Below are 18204 nucleotides of genomic sequence, written 5' to 3'. Positions count from 1 at the left end.
CCGCGAGCGCACTCCTGGACCGCCCGAACGGGCCGCAACGACGCTGATCGAGGCACTGACATGACGACGATCGAGATCGACGAACAGGGGGCGGCTTCCATCGACGGGATCGACATCGATCCCGCCATGGTGGCCGACATCCGCAAGTTCGAGACCCAGCTCGCGCGCTACCTGGACGGGGACCTGGACGAGGACGTCTTCAAGGTCTTCCGGCTCGCCAACGGCGTGTACGGCCAGCGCCAGGGCGGGCACAACCAGATGATCCGCATCAAGGCCCCCTACGGCGCGATCGCGCCGTACCAGCTCGAGCGCCTCGCGGACATCTCCGAGCGCTACAGCCGCGGCTGGGGCCACCTCACCACCCGCCAGAACGTCCAGTTCCACTTCGTCGAGCTCGAGCGCGTCCCCGACCTCCTCTGGGAGCTCGCCGCGGTCGGACTGACCACCCGCGAGGCGTGCTCCGACACGGTGCGCAACGTCATGGGCTGCCACCTCGCCGGTGCCTGCCCCCACGAGGCGCTCGACATCCAGCCGTGGGCCGAGGCCACGTTCCGCCACTTCCTGCGCAACCCGATCAGCCAGCGGCTGCCGCGGAAGTTCAAGATCAACTTCTCGGGCTGCTCCACCGACTGCGGCCAGGCCATGTTCAACGACGTCGGCGTCGTCGCCGTCACGCGGCAGCTGCCGAGCGGCGAGACCGAGGCCGGCTTCCGCGTCTTCGTCGCCGGTGGCCTCGGCGCCAACCCGCACCCGGCGCTGGCCGTCGAGGAGTTCACGCCCCGCGAGGAGCTCCTGCCGACGATCGAGGCCTGCGTGCGGGTGTTCGAGCAGGCCGGCAACCGCAACAACAAGCTCCGGGCCCGCATGAAGTGGCTCGTCGACGAGCTCGGCTTCGAGGAGCTGCAGCGGCGGATCCTCGTCTCGCGCAAGTTCCTGGTCGCCTCGTCGTCCTGGCCGGGCGGCATCCCCGTGGAGGTCCAGGAGGCGGGCGACGCCCCCGCCGGCGCCTCGACGACCGGGCCGGTCTCGCCAGTGGGCCAGGGCGTCCCGGTGTTCCTGACCGGGACGTCGGACTACCAGCGCTGGGAGCAGGCGAACGTCGTCCGCGGCGTCGCCAAGGGAACCGTGTCGGCCCTCGCCTGGTCGCGGCTCGGTGACATCACCGCGGCGCAGTTCCGGGGCATCGCCTCGATCGCCCGGGAGTTCGACGCCGAGGTCCGAATCACCAATCGGCAGAACTTCGTGTTCCGGGGCCTCCGGGAGGACCAGCTCAAGGACCTGCACGCCCGCCTCGAGGCGCTCGACATGGCCCGGCCCGGCGCCGAGCTGGCCCGTGACGTCGTGGCCTGCCCCGGTGCCGACACGTGCAACCTCGCCGTCACCCAGAGCCGTGGGCTCGCCTCTGCGATCGGCGAGGCGCTCGAGGCCGCCGGACTGGCCGAGATCGACGGGGTCCGCACCAACATCTCGGGCTGCACGAACTCGTGCGGCCAGCACCACATCGCCGACATCGGCTTCTTCGGAGCGGAGCGACGGGCCCACGGCAAGTCGGCCCCGGGCTACCAGCTCCTCCTGGGCGGCTACGTCGGCGAGGAGCGGGCGGAGTTCGGTCAGAAGGCGCTGCGCCTGCCGGCCAAGGCCGCGCCGCAGGCCGTGGTGCGCATCGTCGGTCGCTACGCCGGCGAGCGGGCCTACGGCGAGACGTTCGGCACGTGGCTCGAGCGCAGCGGCGGCGCCAAGGCGATCGGTGCGGAGCTCAAGGACCTCGACGAGTTCCCGGAGCCCGACGCCCACCCCGACTTCTACATCGACTACGGCGAGACCGGACCCTACGAGGCCGTGGTCGGCGATTCGGAGTGCGCTGTCTGATGGCTCTCACGATCCCCGTCGCCGGCGAGTCCAGCGGACTCGACCCGGCACCCGGACCATTCACCCCCGCCACGTTCACCGACGCCGAGCTCGCCGAGCTCAACGCCGAGTTCGAGAAGGCGCCGGCCTCGAAGGTCGTGCAGTGGGCGGCCGACAGCTTCGGCCCCCACCTCGCGCTGGCTGCGTCGATGACCGACGCCGTGCTGATCGACCTCGCGGTCAAGGTGGCGCCGGCGATCGAGGTGGTGTTCATCGACACCGGCTACCACTTTCCCGAGACGCTCGAGACCGTCGAGACCGTGCGGCGTCGCTACGGCCTCAACCTGCGCATCATGACCGTCGCCCCCCACGCTCCCGAGCTGTGGAAGGTCGACCCCGAGAACTGCTGCTCCGCCGTCAAGGTCGGGCAGCTCGACCGGGCGCTGGCCGGCAAGGCGGCGTGGATGTCGGGCCTGCGGCGCGACGAGTCCGAGACCCGGGCCAACTCACCGATCGTCGCCCGCGACCTCCGCGGCCTCGTGAAGGTGAACCCGCTCGCCACGTGGACCGCCGCCGATGTGGACGACTACATCGAGCGCCACGACGTCCCGGTGAACCCGCTGATCGACCAGGGCTACCCGTCGATCGGGTGCATGCCCTGCACCGAGAAGGTGGCGCCGGGCGAGGATCCTCGCTCCGGCCGCTGGAAGGGTCGCGGCAAGACCGAGTGCGGCCTGCACCTGAGCTGAACGCTCAGGCCGGTCGGATCAGTCCGGCCTCGTCGTCTAGGACGCTTCCTCGTCGGTCATGGCCGTGCCGTCGGCGTGGCGCCGGCCGTCGCCGGGGAGCGACCGCTTGAAGGTGTCGGGCGTCGCCGGCCGACCGTCGGCGTCCTTCGGGTGGTCGTTGTCGAAGTACTCCGGGCCTTCCCAGAACCAGTCGTCGACGGCCACCGCCGTGGGCACGCCCCGGGCGAAGCCGTCCTTGTGGTGGTAGTCCCGGTAGAGGTCACCGGAGCGCGGCCGGCCGGGCATCTGGAAGCCGTCGCCGGAGTGGCGACCCTTCTTCGAGAAGGGACCGAACTTGGGGTGGTCCGAACCGGGGACGACGTTCACCCAGTAGTCCCCGATCTCCACCTCCTTGATCTCCTGCACCGGCCACATGCCGTAGACCTGGTTGATCAGGGCGACGGACGCCTCGTTGTCCTTGTGGGCGTAGCCGTAGACCCAGCGGAGCTGCGGGTACATCTGGTCGACGACGGCACCGAGCTCGTAGCAGAGGGTGAAGGCAATGGCTTGGCGCCGGAAGTCGGGGTGCGTCCAGAGGTCGAACAGGAACGCCTCGTCCTTGGCGAGCCGGATGGGCAGCAGACCGCGCTTGGCGTCGTCCGAGTGGGGGCTGTGGGTCAACAGCCACATCTTGGAGACGGCCCGGTCGGTCGGCTTGTGGATCGCGAGCATCACGAGGGAGCCCTGCGCGAAGTACGGCTTCGCCAGCTCGAGCCGCTCCGGGGTCTCGATCTGAGCGAGGTGCCGGTCGGTGGGGTCGAAGACCGCCTTGAACTCGTAGTCCTCGCCGGCGGGCGGGTACTCGTCGGCGACGAGCGGCAGCGGCCGGGCGAAGATGATGCACTCGGAGACCCGGGGCTTCGCGCGCCCCACCCGGCCCTTGATCTTGTCCGCCAACGACATGTCGTCACCCCTTCGTCGTGCCGGGCGCCAGTGCCCGATCCCCTCCGCACCGCGGTTCTCCAACGGTACCGACACCCCCGCCCCTGATCCACACCCGGCTGGCCCCGCAGTTGACACGGTCCGACGGCGGGCGACACCCTACGGTCGTGCCGACGACGACCGACGGGAAGACGACCGACCCCGACGGGACCGACGACGTCGAGGCGGCGCTCCCTGTCGACCCGACCGACGGCGGGGTCCCCACCCGGCTGATGGTCCTGGGCCTCGCCCACCGTGACGGCTCCGTCCACGGCGCCGAGCTGTACCCGGTGGCCGCCGAGTGCGGCATCTCCGACGAGACCGTCCGCTCGTGCATGCGCCGGCTGATCGCCGACGGGCTATTCCTCCGCGAGGGCGAGGGCCGCGACGCGGTGTTCAGCGCCACCGAGGCGGGCCGGGCGGCGCTCGAGGTCACCCACCAGCGCCACCTGATGGCCTACGCCCAGGACGCCGCCGGCCGGGGTTGGGACCGTCGCTGGCGGCTCGTGGCGTTCGCCATCCCCGAGTCCCGCCGGGCGGCCCGCGACGCCTTCCGCGACCACCTGCGCATCCTCGGCGGCGCCGCGATCCAGCCGGGCCTCTACGTGTCGCCGCACCGGTGGACGGCGGAGGTGACCGAGGAGGCCGAGCGGCTCGGCATCCCCGAGCACGTGAGCACGCTGACCACCGAGGACCTCCACGTCGGCGGCGAGACCAATCCTCGCACGCTCGTCGAGCGTCTCTGGCCGCTCGACGAGGTGGCCCGCCGCTACGACGACTTCATCGCGACCTACCGGGACGTCCCGGAGGCGCTCGAGGCCATGCGTCGCCGCCACGAGCGGATCTCGGAGCACGACTTCCTCCCCGGCGCGCTGCACATCGCGATCCGGTTCAACGAGTGCTTCGAGATGGATCCGCTCCTGCCCCCGGAGCTGCTGCCCCGACCGTGGCCCGGCAAGGAGGCCCGGGAGGTGCTGGCCCGGTGCCGCCGCATCGGCGTGCTCGCCCGCGAGGACAAGGGCGGCCCGGCGCTGTTCCGCGTGTTCGACGACGCGATCGCCCACCTGCCCTGACGCTCTCGTCCTAGCCTCTTCGCCACGAGCGATGTGGGGAGGGACCGCCATGCGCAGGTCCGCGTTCAAGTGGGTGATCGCACTGGTCGTCGTCGGCGTCGCCGCGGCGTGCACGCCGACCGCGCCGTCGGGGCCGCCGGCGTCCAACGGCGGGCCCGACGACGACATGGACCAGGTCGTCGACGCGGTCCGGGCCGCGTCGCCGCAGACCCAGGGCACGGTCTGGGCCGACACCGACGGCAACCTCCTGCCCGGTGACGTCGACGAGTGGTTCCTGCAGACGCCGCGCTGCTGGGGCTCGTCCGACTGCCAGGAGCCGGTCGGCACCGAGGAGCTCCTCTCCCAGCTCGCCGACCTCGTCGCCTCGGCCGAGGTGTCGATCGACATCACGACGCTGTTCCCGTTCGCCGACGACGCATGGCTCGACGCGATCGTCGACGGCCTGCAGCGCTCGTTGGCCGACGGCCACCGGCCGCAGGTGCGGTGGCTGGCCGGGACGCCGTTCTTCTACTCGTACACGACCGGCCTCGGCCCCGACGTCGTCCGCCAGCAGCTGCTCGACCGCCTCGGCCCGGCCGGGGCCGAGATCGACGTGTCGGTGGCGACGATGACCACCGACGTCCAGTCGTGGAACCACGCCAAGATCGTGGCGGTCGACGGTCGGCGGGCGCTCGTGGGCGGCCACAACCAGTGGGCCGAGTCCTACCTCACCGCGACGCCGGTCTCCGACGTGTCCATGCGGGCCGACGGACCCGCCGCCCGGGCGGCGCAACGGTTCGTCGACGTGCTCTGGGGCTACGTCTGCGATCGCGAGGCCGAGGGGTTCTGGAGCATCCTCTGGATCCGGTCGTCACGGTCCGGTCCGAGCGGGGCGTGCCCACGCAGCGCGCCGGTCCTGAGCGCCGAGACGCCGGGCTCGACCCGCATCATGGCGGTCGGCCGGCTCGGCAGCGGCCTGCCGATCCCGGGCACGTTCGGCGGTTCGTTCGTGCCGGCGATCCTCGCGCTCATCTGCCCGGCCACCGACGCCGGCGACCCGGCCTACGACGCCGCCAACCCTGGCCAGGTCGCGGCCCGGGCGCTCGTCGCGTCGGCCGACGAGCGGGTGGTGATCTCGCAGCAGGACCTGCTCGCGCAGTGTCCGCGCTACGACGCCCGGATGTTCAAGGTCATCACCGACCAGCTCCTGCGCGGCGTCGACGTGCGCATCGTCGTCACCGGCGCCTTCGGCACGTCGTACGCCAACATGGAGTCGCTGCACGACCTGTCGATCCAGCTGTACGACGTGCTCGTGGCGTCGACCGGCGACCCCGACGAGGCCCGCGACGCGATCTGCTCGAACCTGCAGCTCGCGTCGCTGCAGATCGGTCCCGAGGCGACGTGGCCGGACGGGAAGGGCTTCGCCAACCACTCGAAGTTCATCCACGTCGACGACCAGGTGTTCTCGGTCGGCTCGAACAACATGTACCCGTCGAACCTGCAGGAGATGGACCTCTTCGTCGACGACGCCGACGCGGCGCAGCAGGTCCGCACGGCCTACCTGGATCCGCAGTGGGAGTGGTCGCGGGAGGACGCGATCGTGGACCCGGAACAGGGCCGCTGCGATATCTTCGGCTGAGCTGAGCCGAGCTGAGCAGACCCGCAGCCGAGCCGAGCCGCGATCACCGACCCGCCGCGTCGCGCGGCCAGACGACGACGGCCGAGCCGCCCCGCGCTCAGACGAGGTGGTCGACGAAGCGCTCCAGCTGGCGGAGGTTCCGGCACTCGAACGTGCCGTCGCAGTGGACGCCGTACTCCCCCACGATGGAGTCGCCGGTGTCCCAGTACGCCTTCGGCTCGGGGTTGAGCCAGTAGACGTGGCGCGCCTTCTGGCGCATCTCCTTGATCACCCACGACTGCGACGCGTGGTAGTTGTTCCGGGCGTCGCCGAGGATGATCACGGTCGTCTTGGGCCCGATCTCGCGGCCCCACCGGTTCCAGAACACCTCGAAGGCGTGCCCGTAGTCGGAGTGGCCGTCGACCCAGACGACGTCGGCCTCGGTGTTCACGCGGTGGATCGCCTCGACGATGTCCTCCTCACCCTCGAAGAAGCGGGTGACCTCGTCGATGCCGTCGATGAAGACGAAGCTGCGCACTCGGGAGAACTGGCTCGCGATGGCGTGGACCAGGTGGAGCGTGAAGCGGGCGAACGCCGCGACGGATCCGGAGATGTCGGCCACGACGAAGATCTCGGGCTTGGCCGGCCGCGGGTACTTGAACTTCGGCTCGGCCGGGACGCCGCCGTAGCTGAGCGAGTGCCGCACGGTGTTGCGGAAGTCGAGCGCGCCCTTCCGGCCGTGGCGGCGCTTGCGGGCCAGCCGCACGGCCAGGCGCCGGGTCAGCGGCTGCAGCGCCTTGCGCAGCGAGATCATCTCCTCGCGGCTGGCGTGCATGAAGTCGATGTCCTCGGGCAGCGGCTTGCGGAGCGTCTTGGCCATCGCCTCGACGCCGCGGTCGGCGACCAGGCGCCGGCGGATCTCGGCCTCGATCTCCTGCTTGAGCTGCTCGATGCGGGTCTCGAACTCGTCGTGCTCGAGACGTTCCTCGAGCGAGCTCAGCGGCTCGGGGGCGTCCTGGCGCGACTGCTCCATCAGCCGCTCGAGCATGCCCTCGAGGTCGAGGTTCCGCATCGTCCGGTAGAGGTAGTAGGTGCCGCCGACCGGGCGTCCGGGCTCCATGCCGGCGTAGCGCTTGACGGCCTGGCGGGCCATCGCCCGCATCATGGCCTGGTCGCCCTTGAGCAGCGCCTGGTACAGCGCCTCGGCGAGCTCCTCGGGCGTCATGCCGTCGCCGTGGCCGCCGGAGCCGTCGCCCTTGCCGGCACCCTCGGGCAGCTCGCCGACCTGGTCGTCGTCGAGGTCGAGCTCGGGGCCGGCGTCGGCGTCCTCGTCGATCGAGTACTCGGTGCCCCGCAGCGAGAAGTACACCTCGAAGACCGTCTCGAACGCACGCCAGTGCGAGTGGTTCTTCACCAGCGTCGCGGCCAGGGCGTACTTGAACGCGTTGCGGTCGTCGAGGGGGATGTGGCGGACCGCCTCCATGGCGTCCAGGTTCTCGGTCAGGCTGACGGGCAGCCCGGCGTTGCGGAGCTCGCCGATGAACCCGTTGAGCAGGTCGAGCAGCGCCTCGCCGGCGAGCCGGTCGCCGGTCGCGGTCGCGTCGGCATCGCCCACGTCGAGACCGGTCGCGTCGCTCACCGGGCGGGCGGACGACCGGCCGCCTGCGGATCGGCCGACAGCTCCTTGGTCGCCTTGGCGATGTCGGACTGGTACTTCAGCAGGATGTTGACGGTCGCCACGGCGGTCTCGGCGTCGACGGCGTCCTTGCCGAGCAGGACCAGCGTCCGGGCCCAGTCGATGGTCTCCGACACCGACGGCGCCTTCTTCAGCTCCAGCTGGCGGATGGACCGGACGATGCGGGCGATCTCGTCGGCGAGCGACTCGGTGACGCCCGGGACCTTGGTGAGGACGATCTCCTTCTCGCGGTCCATGTCGGGGTAGTCGACGTGCAGGTAGAGGCAGCGCCGCTTGAGCGCCTCGGAGAGCTCCCGGGTGTTGTTCGACGTGAGGAAGACCATCGGGATCTGCTTGGCGGTGATCGTGCCGAGCTCGGGGATCGACACCTGGTAGTCGGAGAGGATCTCGAGCAGCAGCGCCTCGGTCTCGACCTCGACGCGGTCGACCTCGTCGATGAGCAGGACGACGGGGTCGTCGGCCCGGATGGCCTCGAGCAGCGGGCGGGTCAGGAGGAAGTCGTCGGAGAAGATGTCCTCCTCGATGGCGTCCCAGCCCGTGGTCTCGCCCTCGCCCCGCGACGCCTGGATGCGCAGCAGCTGCTTCTTGTAGTTCCACTCGTAGAGCGCCTTGGACTCGTCGAGGCCCTCGTAGCACTGGAGGCGGATGAGGCGGGCACCGGTGATCTCGGCGACCGACTTGGCGAGCTGCGTCTTACCGGTGCCGGCCGGGCCCTCGACGAGGATCGGCTTGCCGAGGCGGTCGGCCAGGTAGACGATGCCGGCGATCGACTCGTCGGAGAGGTAGTCGACCTTGCGGAGCCGGTCCCGGACGTCGTCAACGGTGTCGAAACGGGGATCGGTCTGCTCGCTGCTCATCGCGGCAGACTACCGACGCGCTTGACCGGACGGTCAATCACGTTCCGGGCCGCCGCCCGGAGGGTGGAACTCGCTCGGCGCCGGGACGCGCGGCTCCGTACGATCGCCGGCCATGAGTGCGCAGCTCGTGGCCCGTGGCCTCTCCGCCGAGCACGGGTCCCGCACCCTCTTCGACAGCGTCGACCTGGTCGTGGCGCCAGGTTCGGTGACCGGGCTGGTCGGCCCGAACGGCGCCGGCAAGTCCACGCTCCTGCGCCTGCTGGCTGGGTTGGAGGTGCCGGCGGCGGGTGCGGTGTCGCTGCAACCGCCGGATGCCACCGTGGGGCTCCTCCCCCAGGAGACCGACCGCGTCCCGGGCGAGACGGTCCTCGCGCACCTGGCCCGGCGGACCGGGGTGGCGGCGGCCCAGGAGGAGATGGACGCCGCCACGCTCGCCCTCGCGGATGGCTCGGACGGCGCCGACGACCGGTACGCCACCGCGCTCGAGCGATGGCTCGCGCTCGGCGGTGCCGACCTCGACGCCCGGGTCCCGCAGGTGGCCGCCGACGTCGGCCTCGACGTCGACGGAGACCAGGCCATGACCACGCTGTCGGGCGGGCAGGCGGCCCGCGTCAGCCTGGCCGCGCTGCTCCTCAGCCGGTTCGACGTGCTCCTGCTCGACGAGCCGACCAACGACCTCGACCTGGCCGGCCTCGACCGGCTCGAGCGATTCGTCGCCGGTGCCGCCGGCGGGATCGTCGTCGTCAGCCACGACCGCGAGTTCCTCACCCGCACGACCACCCAGGTGCTCGAGCTCGACCGCCACCAGCGCTCGTGGCACCTGTACGGCGGCGGCTACGAGTCGTACCTGACCGAGCGGGCCCGGGCGCGGGAGCAGGCGAGGGAGCGCTACGAGGAGTACGCCGACACAGTGCAGACGCTCAGCGACCGGGCCCGCACCCAGCGGGCGTGGGCCGACAAGGGCGCGGGCACCGCCCGCCGCGACCGGTCAGAGCGCGACAAGTTCATCCGCCACCACAACATCGCCACGTCCGAGCAGCTGGCCGCCAAGGCCCGCCGGACCGAGAAGGCGATCGAGCGGCTGGAGGAGGTCGACGAGCCCCGCAAGGAGTGGGAGCTGCGCTTCTCCATCGCAGGGGCGCCGCCGTCGGGCCAGGTCGTCGCCGTCGCGTCCGGCGCCGTCGTCCGCCGCGGCGACTTCACGCTCGGCCCGGTGACGCTGCAGGTCGACCGTGGTGACCGCATCGCGATCACCGGCCCCAACGGCTCGGGCAAGTCCACCTTGCTGTCGCTCCTGCTCGGTCGCCTCGCGCCCGACGAGGGCACCGCCGGGCCGGGCGCCTCGGTCCGCATCGGCGAGGTCGACCAGGCCCGGGCCGCGTTCGGCGACGACCGGACGCTGCTCGACGCCTTCGTGGACCACGTCCGCGACGACGGCGGGCCCGACATGACGACGTCGGAGGTCCGGACGCTGCTCGCCAAGTTCGGGCTCGGCGGCGAGCAGGTCGCCCGACCGGCGAGCGGCCTGTCGCCGGGCGAGCGCACCCGTGCCGCCCTCGCGCTGCTGCAGGCCCGGAGCGTGAACGTGCTGGTGCTCGACGAGCCCACGAACCACCTCGACCTGCCGGCGATCGAGCAGCTCGAGCAGGCGCTCGACAGCTTCGACGGCACCCTGCTCCTCGTGAGCCACGACCGGCGGCTCCTGGAGGCCGTCCGCGTCGAGCGCCGCGTCGAGGTGCTCGACGGCCGCGTCACCGAGGCGTGATCGCCCGCACGAACGTGACCGACGTGGCGTCGCCGGGCTCGTCCCACTCGTCGAACCCGAGTCGCCGGTAGAACTCGATCGCGCCGGTGTTGGCCGGGTTCACGCCGAGGTGCACCCCGGTGCTGCCGTGCTCGGCGAGCTGGCCCAGGAGGCGCTCGACCAACCGCCGCCCGAACCCCTGCCCCTGCACGTCGGGGAGCAGGTCGATGTGCAGGTGCGACGGGTAGCGGGCCCAGAGGTCGCCGTGGCCGCCCGCGCCCTGGCTGCGGTCGTGGATGACGTGGACGAGCAGCCCGTCCATCGTGTCGGGGTCGTACGAGTCGAGCGGGTACTGCTCCCGGACCTCGGGCCAGTAGCGCTCGGCCGCCGCGGCGTGGAACGCAGCCGTGTCGAGCGCGCCGAGGACGTAGCCCCGGGGCGGCCGGTCGCCGACGGCGACCACCGACGCCAGCTCGGGTTCGAGGAGGAGATAGGGCAGGCACCAGATCGTGCCGACGAGGTCGCCGTCCGCCAACAGCGGCGTGGCATCGCGGCCGGCATCGCCGGTCTGCAGGCAGACCTGCATCAGCGCAGCCTCGTCGCCGGGGCGGAAGGGGCGGATCTGGGCGTCGGCGCCGTGGGGCATCCGGGTCAGGCTACGAGGGAGCGCCCGCCCGCTCGGCGAGCTCGGCCAGCAGCAGCCGCGCCTGCTCGTCGGACCGGATCCGGATCCGGTCCTGGCCCGGTGGCGGCTCGTCCACGGCGGCGCCGTACCGCTCCCGGTACTCCGGGTGCTTGACCCAGGACCACAGCACGATGTTCCGCTCGGGGTCCCAGCGCAGCAGGTTGGTCCAGTGCTCCCGGTTGCCGTTCCACAGCGCCTGTCGCCGGGCCACCCGCCGCAGCGTGCGGCGCAGGACCCGAGCGGTCGCGGTCAGGCGGGGCGGATCGAGCCAGACGACCGCGTCGGCCCGCGCCCACACGAGGTCCTGCACGGCCGAGTAGTTGCCGTCGATGACCCACCGCTCCCTTGCCACCAGCTCGCGCACCTCGGCCCGGAACTCCTCGGCGTCGGGGTGGGTCCAGCCGGGCCGGTGGAACACCGAGTCCAGCTCGGTGAACGGGGCGTCGAGCGCGCCGGCGAGCGCGCGCCCGAGCGTGGTCTTGCCCGATCCCGGGACGCCGACGACCGACACGCGCGGCACGATCGCCTCAACCGGTGAGCGAGCGGGCCACGGCGCCGGCCACGACCTCGACCATCGGCACGCCCTGGGGCAGCGACGCCCAGCCGTCGGACAGGACGGCGATCGAGTAGCCGCCGCCGGCCGGGTCGGCGACGTAGCCGACCGAGTTCACCCGCCAGCCGCAGCAGTCGGAGCCGGCGAAGCCGTTCTTGTGCCCGACCTCCCAGCCCGGCGGCACCCCGTAGCGGATCCCCCATCGCTGGTCCTCGCGGATGTTCTTCAGCTCCCACCACGCCAGGCCGCGCCGGGCCGGCTCGAGCATGTCGCCCTGCAGCAGCCGGTGGACGAACGCGGCCTGGTCCTCGGCCGTCGTGGACGTGAGGCCCCACTTCGGCTCGGTCTCCACGGTGGCGCCGAGGCCCATCCGGGCACCCCAGTCGGACATGCCGCGCACGCCCCCCAGGTTCGTCCAGAGCGCCGAGGCCGCGGCGTCGTCCGACGCGTGGATCATCGGGCCGATCCGGGTGGCCTCCCACTGCGTCAGGCCCCGGCCCTGGTCCTGCGCCCGCAGGATCGTGGCCGCCATGATCTCGATCTTCACGACGGACGCCGTCGTGACGCGCTGGCCCTGGCGCAGGTGGTACCAACAGCCGGTCCGGTCGTCGTAGACGGCGGCGGTGACGTGGTGGGCCGCGGCGCCGAAGGCGTCGATGTCGTGCTGGAACTGCACGTCGAACGGATCCGGCCGGCACTGCCCGGTGGGCGGACCGGGCGGCGGCTTCGGCGGGTCGCAGGCGATGGCCGCCAGCAGGGCGACCCCGAGCACCGCGACGGCGAGGAGCCGCGTCCGGCCCACGGGCTCAGCCGCGGGTCTGACCGTCGCCGCGGACGACGTACTTGGCGGTCGTCAGCTGCTGCAGGCCCATCGGGCCGCGGGCGTGGAGCTTCTGCGTGGAGATGCCGATCTCGGCCCCGAAGCCGAACTCCTCGCCGTCGACGAAGCGGGTCGAGGCGTTGAGCAGCACGGCGGCCGCGTCGACCTCGTTGAGGAACCGGTCGGCGACGGCGACGTCGGTCGTGACGATCGCCTCGGAGTGGCCGGTCGAGTGGTCGTTGACGTGGGCGATGGCCTCGTCGAGGTCGTCGACGACCCGGACCGACATCTTCAGGTCGAGGAACTCCCTCGAGAAGTCGTCCTCCGTGGCCTCGCCCATGCGCGGCACGAGCGACCGGGCGCGGCCGTCGCCCACCAGCTCGACGTCGGCGAGCGCGGCGTCGACGCGGGGCAGGAAGTCGGCGGCGACCTTGGCGTGGACGACCAGCGACTCGGCCGAGTTGCAGACCGACGGGCGCTGGGTCTTCGCGTTGACGAGGATCGCCTCGGCCATGTCGAGGTCCGCGGCGGCGTCGACGTAGACGTGGCAGTTGCCGTCGCCGTCGATCACGAACGGCACCGTCGCGTGCTCCTTGATCGACGCGATGAGCGACGCCCCGCCGCGCGGGATCAGGCAGTCGACGAGCCCCTCCTGCTGCATGAACTCGGTGGCGGCCTCGCGCGAGGTGTCCTCGACGACGATCACGGCGTCCTCGGGCAGACCGGCCTTGGCGACGGCCTCCCGGAGCACCTCCGCGATCGCGAGGTTGGAGTGGACGGCCGTCGACGATCCCCGGAGGAAGGCGGCGTTGCCGGACTTCAGGCAGAGGCCGGCGGCGTCGGAGGTGACGTTCGGCCGGCTCTCGTAGATGATCGCGACGACGCCGAGGGGCACCCGGACTCGGGAGATGCGCAGCCCGTTCGGGCGCACCCACCCGTCGAGGACCTCGCCGACGGGGTCGGCCAGCGCCGCCACCTGGCGGAGCCCGGAGGCCATGGCGGCGATCCGTTCCTCGGTCAGGCGCAGCCGGTCGACCAGGCCGGCGGGGATGCCCGCCTCCTCGGCCCCGGCGACGTCCAGCGCGTTCGCGGCCAGGACGTCGCCCGCACGGGCCTCGAGCAGGTCGGCGGCGGTGAGCAGCGCCTCGTCCTTGACGGCGGTCGACGCCGTGGCGAGCAGTCGCGACGCGGCCTTGGACCGGCGGGCGAGCTCCGGGATCGGGGTGACGGCCATCCCGGAAGGCTACCGATACCCTTCACCGCCGTGGGAGCCGGACCCCTCGACGTGGTGGTGACGTCCTTCGTCGACGACGTCGGTATGGCCCTCGAGGAGGCGACGAGCGGGCTGCAGGGCATCGACCGGGGCCGCTTCACCGACGACGTCACGGTCGAGGCGTTCAACCTCACGACGGCGATGATCGACGCGGACGACCGCCACACCGACGAGGAGCTGAACGCGCTGATCGACGCCTTCGGGCCCCGCCTCGAGGACTCCCAGCTGATCCGGGCCACTCCCGACACCCTGCGGGGCTCGACGCTCGTGGCCGGCCACCGCCGCTGGCTCGACGTCGACTCCGAGCTGTTCGGCCTGCTGGTCGACGCCGACCGCCGCAACGGGACCCGGCTCGCCGACGCCTACTACGAGCGGGCGCTCGACATCGCCCACGTCGTGGCGAGCCTGGACGTGATCCCGGCCCGGGCCGAGCTCGAGGCGATCTCGGCGCTGCGGGCCCGCCTGCTCGAGGGCCTCCGCAGCCGGGATCCCGACCGGCCGCTGCACGCCACCCCGCCCGACTCCGCGCTGGGCCCGGGCGCCCGGGCGGTGGCCGGCGGCGGCCCGGCGGAGGGCGGCGAGGCGGAGCGGCCGCCCGATCCCCCGCCCCGTCCGCTCGAGGAGCTGCTCGCGGAGCTCGACGACCTGGTCGGCCTCGACGAGGTCAAGGCCCGGGTCCGGCTGGTCGCCGACTTCCTCCGGGTGCAGCAGCTGCGCGCCGAGCGCGAGCTGCCGACGGTCGACACCTCGCACCACCTGGTGTTCACGGGGAACCCCGGGACCGGCAAGACGACGGTGGCCCGGCTGCTCGCGCAGATCTACCGCACGCTCGGCGTCGTGGCACGGGGCCACCTGGTCGAGACCGACCGCTCGGGCCTCGTCGCCGGCTACGTCGGCCAGACCGCGCCGCTGGTCACCAAGCGCTTCGACGAGGCCGACGAGGGGATGCTCTTCATCGACGAGGCCTACACGCTGGCCCGGGGCGGCGAGAACGACTTCGGCCGCGAGGCGATCGACCAGATCGTGAAGCTCATGGAGGACCGCCGGGACCGGGTGGTCCTGGTGGTGGCGGGCTACACGGGCGAGATGGAGCACCTGCTGTCGTCGAACCCCGGCCTCCGGTCGCGGTTCCCGACGGTGATCCAATTCCCCGACTACACGACCGACGAGCTGGTGCGGATCGTCGACAGCATCGGCGACAAGCAGCGGTACCGCCTGACCGACGCGGCCCGGGGCAAGCTCCGCGCCGTCCTCGACGCCACGCCCCGGGGCCAGGGCTTCGGCAACGCCCGGCTCGCCCGCAACCTGTTCGAGTCTGCGATCAACCACCACGCCAGCCGCGTGATGCGCCTCGAGGGCCCACCGACCGAGGAGGACCTCACGACGCTCCTGCCCGACGACCTGCCCGACCGGGCCTCTCCCGACGACGCCGGCGCGGTGCCGTCGTGAAGCGGTTCCTGGCCGTCCTGGCCGCGGTGGCCATGGTCGGCGGCGCGTGGTGGATCCGCCAGCACGTGATCGACGGCGACGACGGCGGAGGCGTGGGCGAGCGGGTCCGCCTGCGGTGCGGCACCGAGCTCCGGGCCGTGTGCCAGCGGCTGGCCGACGAGGACGGCTCGATCACGATCAGCGTCGAGGACGAGGGCACGACCGCCGACCAGCTGGCGGCCCCGGGCGCCACCGCGAACTTCGACGCGTGGCTGGCCGCCGGCCCGTGGGCGGCGATCGTGGCCGACGACCGCCGCCAGGCCGACGTCGACGACGACGTGCTCGGCCCGCCGACGAAGGTCCTGGCCCGGTCGCCCGTGACGCTCGTCGGACCGGCCGACCGGATGCAGGCCCTGGGCGCCCACTGCGGCGGGACGGTGACGTGGGCGTGCATCGGCGACGCCTCCGGCCAGCCGTGGGCGGCGATCGGCGGCCAGCCGACGTGGGGGCCGTTCCGGTCCGGCCTCGCCCCGCCCGACACCGGCGCCGGGCTCGTCGCCCTGTCCCAGGCCGTGTCGTCGCACGTCGGCACGGCCGCGTGGGACCGCCTCGACCTCGAGGAGAGCTCGCCGTGGCTCGGCCAGCTCGTCGGCGCCGCCGTGGTCGACCGCGACCCCCTGAGCGTGCTGCTGACCCGACCGGGCACGATGAGCGTCGTCGGTCCGCTGGAGCAGCAGTCCGGCCCCGAGCTGGCGGCGGCCGCCGTCCGCGACCGGTACGCGCTCCTCTACCCTGAGCCGATGGTGACCGCAGACGTCACGCTGACCGCGCCGGCGGGGCGCGACGCCGCCGACGCGCTCGACCGGATCGGCCCCGACCGGCTCGCCGAGGCCCTCGCCGCCGAGGGCTGGCGCGTCCCCGGCCAGCAGACCGCCGACGGCGTGGACGGCCCGGCCCTCCCCGACGGTCCCGGGCTCCCGTCCGCCGGGGCGCTCCAGGCGCTGCGCGACGAGTGGGCGGTGCTGCGGCCGTGAGGCGCCACCGGTCCACCCGTACGAGCCGCTCCCTGCTCGCCGTCGCCCTCGGCGTCGCCGCGCTCGCGGCGGCGTGCTCGTCGGCCGACGAGACCGGCGGGGGTGGCGGCGGCGACCGCGGCGACTGCATCGGCGTCGACGTGGCGGTCAGCTCGGAGAAGGTCGACCTGCTCGGCGACCTGGCCGACGACTTCGACGACTCCGGCGCCACGGTCGACGGGCGCTGCATCGACGTCGAGATCCAGAAGGTGGCGTCCGGCGTCGCGACCCAGCAGCTTGCCGACGGTTGGGACACCGCCACCGACGGTCCCCGACCGGTGATCTGGTCGCCTGCGTCCAGCGCGTGGGGCCAGATCCTCGATCAGCGCCTCGGCGCGGCCGGCAAGCCCCCGATGGCCACCGACCCCGTGTCGTTCATGAACACGCCGCTGGTCATCGCCATGCCCGAGCCGATGGCCACGGCGCTCGGGTGGCCGGACAAGCCGATCGGGTGGTCCGACATCCTCGCCCTGTCGCGCTCGCAGAACGGCTGGGCCGACCTCGGTCACCCGGAGTGGGGCCGGTTCAAGCTCGGCAAGACGAACCCGAACTACTCGACGTCGGGCCTGCACGCCCTGATCGCCCAGACGTACGCCGCGACCGGCAAGACGTCGGGACTGAGCTCCGAGGACCTCCAGAACCCCACGGTGCAGCAGTACGGGACCGACATCGAGTCGGCCGTCGTCCACTACGGCGACATCACGATGACGTTCCTCAACAACTGGTTCCGGGCCGACCGGCGCGGGACCGCGCTCAACTACGCGTCGGCGGTCGCCATCGAGGAGAAGTCGGTCATCGACTACAACGCCGGCAACCCCGACGGCGTGCTGGACCAGGGCGAGGAGCCGCGCGAGCCGCGGACGAAGCTCGTCGCGATCTACCCGACCGAGGGGACGCTCTACTCCGACAACCCGCTGTACGTGCTCGACGCCGATTGGGTCTCGTCGCAGCAGCGCCAGGCGGCCGAGCAGTTCCAGCAGTTCGTGCTCGAGCCCGCGAACCAGGAGAAGGTGCTCGAGTTCGGGTTCCGACCCGGCAACCCCGACGTCGCCGTGGCCGATCCGATCAGCACCGACAGCGGCGTGGACCCGAACCAGCCGCAGACGCTGCTCGAGGTCCCGTCGGGGGCGGTGATGGACCAGCTACTGCAGACGTGGGCGCAGCAGCGCAAGGGTGCCCGGGTGATGCTGGTGATCGACGTGTCCGGCTCCATGGGCGACCCGGCCGACCCCGATGACCCCTCCGGTCCGACCAAGCTCGATCTGGCCAAGCAGGCGGTGGTCCAGGGCCTCGACCAGTTCAAGCCCGAGGACCTCGTCGGCGTCCGGGTCTTCACGAGCGGGATCGACGGCGGCGACGCGAGCTACCAGGACCTCGCGCCGGTCGCGCCGATCGGACCGAACCGGGAGCGGATCAAGAACCAGGTCGACGGGCTCGCGCCGCTCAACGGCACCCCGCTGTACGAGGTGACGCAGGAGTCCTACGACCAGATGCTCCAGGGCTACGACGCGTCGCTCATCAACGCGGTGATCGTGCTCACCGACGGTCGCAACGACGACGGCGACGCGTCGGACGACCGCAAGCAGCTCGACGCCCTGCTGGCCGACGTGAAGGACAGCAACGACGGCGAGAACTCCCGCCCGGTGCGGATCTTCACGATCGCCTACGGCGGCGACACGAACCCCGGGGAGCTGAAGCGGATCGCCGAGGCGTCCAACGCGACGGCCTACACGGCCACCGACGCCACGACGATCGACGACGTGTTCGCGGCCGTGGTCAGCAACTTCTGACGGGTTGGACCCGGTCGCCCGGTCGCACGCGGGGCGGTCCCACGCGAGTCGGGCGGCA

Annotated in this window: 15 protein-coding genes; 8 read left to right on the top strand and 7 right to left on the bottom strand. The window is 72.3% G+C overall.

Features of this window, described 5'->3' with window-relative positions; genetic code table 11:
- Positions 1 to 60: 60 nt before the first annotated feature.
- Together LH044_RS20785 and LH044_RS20780 are read left to right on the top strand one after the other, a co-directional pair.
- Positions 61 to 1869, top strand: coding sequence for a nitrite/sulfite reductase (locus LH044_RS20785; protein WP_227757552.1), 1809 nt, complete (start codon positions 61 to 63; stop codon positions 1867 to 1869).
- Complete coding sequence (locus LH044_RS20780) at positions 1869 to 2597, top strand: phosphoadenylyl-sulfate reductase (RefSeq protein WP_227757551.1); 729 nt, start codon at positions 1869 to 1871, stop codon at positions 2595 to 2597. The genes LH044_RS20785 and LH044_RS20780 overlap by 1 nt, the downstream gene beginning before the upstream one ends.
- Positions 2598 to 2633: 36 nt before the next feature.
- Here the strand turns inward: LH044_RS20780 and LH044_RS20775 are convergent, their stop codons facing one another.
- Positions 2634 to 3539 (bottom strand): N-acetyltransferase, encoded by a 906-nt coding sequence (locus LH044_RS20775; RefSeq protein ID WP_227757550.1) that lies wholly within the window; start codon positions 3537 to 3539, stop codon positions 2634 to 2636.
- A gap of 146 nt (positions 3540 to 3685) precedes the next feature.
- Between LH044_RS20775 and LH044_RS20770 the strand changes: the two genes are divergently transcribed.
- Positions 3686 to 4630 (top strand): PaaX family transcriptional regulator C-terminal domain-containing protein, encoded by a 945-nt coding sequence (locus LH044_RS20770; RefSeq protein ID WP_227757549.1) that lies wholly within the window; start codon positions 3686 to 3688, stop codon positions 4628 to 4630.
- A gap of 49 nt (positions 4631 to 4679) precedes the next feature.
- Positions 4680 to 6248, top strand: coding sequence for a phospholipase D-like domain-containing protein (locus LH044_RS20765; protein ID WP_227757548.1), 1569 nt, complete (start codon positions 4680 to 4682; stop codon positions 6246 to 6248).
- A 97-nt stretch (positions 6249 to 6345) separates the two neighbouring features.
- On the opposite strand, the gene LH044_RS20760 is transcribed toward LH044_RS20765, so the two are convergent.
- Both LH044_RS20760 and LH044_RS20755 read right to left on the bottom strand, forming a co-directional pair.
- Positions 6346 to 7866: a vWA domain-containing protein gene (locus LH044_RS20760; protein WP_227757547.1), complete on the bottom strand. Its 1521-nt coding sequence runs from the start codon at positions 7864 to 7866 to the stop codon at positions 6346 to 6348.
- Positions 7863 to 8780 (bottom strand): AAA family ATPase, encoded by a 918-nt coding sequence (locus tag LH044_RS20755; protein WP_227757546.1) that lies wholly within the window; start codon positions 8778 to 8780, stop codon positions 7863 to 7865. Before LH044_RS20755 ends, LH044_RS20760 begins: the two co-directional genes overlap by 4 nt.
- A gap of 112 nt (positions 8781 to 8892) precedes the next feature.
- Between LH044_RS20755 and LH044_RS20750 the strand changes: the two genes are divergently transcribed.
- Positions 8893 to 10545, top strand: a complete 1653-nt coding sequence (locus LH044_RS20750; protein WP_227757545.1) for an ABC-F family ATP-binding cassette domain-containing protein — start codon at positions 8893 to 8895, stop codon at positions 10543 to 10545.
- Here the strand turns inward: LH044_RS20750 and LH044_RS20745 are convergent.
- Genes LH044_RS20745 through LH044_RS20730 form a run of 4 tightly spaced genes read right to left on the bottom strand, consistent with a single transcriptional unit; the run spans position 10532 to position 13816 of the window.
- Entirely contained in the window at positions 10532 to 11170 is a 639-nt protein-coding gene (locus tag LH044_RS20745; RefSeq protein ID WP_227757544.1) for a GNAT family N-acetyltransferase, read from the bottom strand. The two genes, LH044_RS20750 and LH044_RS20745, sit on opposite strands and share 14 nt — an antisense overlap.
- Before the next feature lie 10 nt (positions 11171 to 11180).
- Complete coding sequence (locus LH044_RS20740) at positions 11181 to 11720, bottom strand: AAA family ATPase (protein WP_227757543.1); 540 nt, start codon at positions 11718 to 11720, stop codon at positions 11181 to 11183.
- Between the two features lie 16 nt (positions 11721 to 11736).
- Positions 11737 to 12564 carry a serine hydrolase gene (locus LH044_RS20735; protein ID WP_227757542.1) on the bottom strand — a complete coding sequence of 276 codons (828 nt, stop codon included), beginning with the start codon at positions 12562 to 12564 and terminating at the stop codon, positions 11737 to 11739.
- A gap of 4 nt (positions 12565 to 12568) precedes the next feature.
- On the bottom strand, positions 12569 to 13816 hold the full coding sequence (locus LH044_RS20730; protein ID WP_227757541.1) for a glutamate-5-semialdehyde dehydrogenase: 1248 nt from the start codon (positions 13814 to 13816) through the stop codon (positions 12569 to 12571).
- A gap of 30 nt (positions 13817 to 13846) precedes the next feature.
- Here LH044_RS20730 and LH044_RS20725 point away from each other — a divergent pair, with 30 nt between their 5' ends.
- From LH044_RS20725 to LH044_RS20715, 3 genes are read left to right on the top strand one after another with little or no spacing between them, the layout of a single operon-like run.
- A complete protein-coding gene (locus tag LH044_RS20725; RefSeq protein ID WP_227757540.1) occupies positions 13847 to 15304 on the top strand; it encodes an AAA family ATPase in 1458 nt (485 codons plus the stop codon).
- On the top strand, positions 15301 to 16317 hold the full coding sequence (locus LH044_RS20720) for a hypothetical protein (protein ID WP_227757539.1): 1017 nt from the start codon (positions 15301 to 15303) through the stop codon (positions 16315 to 16317). The genes LH044_RS20725 and LH044_RS20720 overlap by 4 nt, the downstream gene beginning before the upstream one ends.
- Positions 16314 to 18146: an extracellular solute-binding protein gene (locus LH044_RS20715; protein ID WP_227757538.1), complete on the top strand. Its 1833-nt coding sequence runs from the start codon at positions 16314 to 16316 to the stop codon at positions 18144 to 18146. Before LH044_RS20720 ends, LH044_RS20715 begins: the two co-directional genes overlap by 4 nt.
- The last annotated feature ends 58 nt before the right edge of the window (positions 18147 to 18204 follow it).

Source organism: Dermatobacter hominis, from assembly GCF_020715685.1.
In the GTDB taxonomy this organism is placed as follows: domain Bacteria; phylum Actinomycetota; class Acidimicrobiia; order Acidimicrobiales; family Microtrichaceae; genus Dermatobacter; species Dermatobacter hominis.
This window is presented reverse-complemented; position numbering and strand designations above follow the sequence as displayed.

What these genes read in the sequence shown, in the direction of transcription:
- LH044_RS20785 (WP_227757552.1), top strand. Translation starts at nt 61, where the DNA reads ATGACGACGATCGAGATCGACGAACAGGGGGCGGCTTCCATCGACGGG.
- LH044_RS20780 (WP_227757551.1), top strand. Translation starts at nt 1,869, where the DNA reads ATGGCTCTCACGATCCCCGTCGCCGGCGAGTCCAGCGGACTCGACCCG.
- LH044_RS20775 (WP_227757550.1), bottom strand. Translation starts at nt 3,539, where the DNA reads ATGTCGTTGGCGGACAAGATCAAGGGCCGGGTGGGGCGCGCGAAGCCC.
- LH044_RS20765 (WP_227757548.1), top strand. Translation starts at nt 4,680, where the DNA reads ATGCGCAGGTCCGCGTTCAAGTGGGTGATCGCACTGGTCGTCGTCGGC.
- LH044_RS20755 (WP_227757546.1), bottom strand. Translation starts at nt 8,780, where the DNA reads ATGAGCAGCGAGCAGACCGATCCCCGTTTCGACACCGTTGACGACGTC.
- LH044_RS20750 (WP_227757545.1), top strand. Translation starts at nt 8,893, where the DNA reads ATGAGTGCGCAGCTCGTGGCCCGTGGCCTCTCCGCCGAGCACGGGTCC.
- LH044_RS20745 (WP_227757544.1), bottom strand. Translation starts at nt 11,170, where the DNA reads ATGCCCCACGGCGCCGACGCCCAGATCCGCCCCTTCCGCCCCGGCGAC.
- LH044_RS20730 (WP_227757541.1), bottom strand. Translation starts at nt 13,816, where the DNA reads ATGGCCGTCACCCCGATCCCGGAGCTCGCCCGCCGGTCCAAGGCCGCG.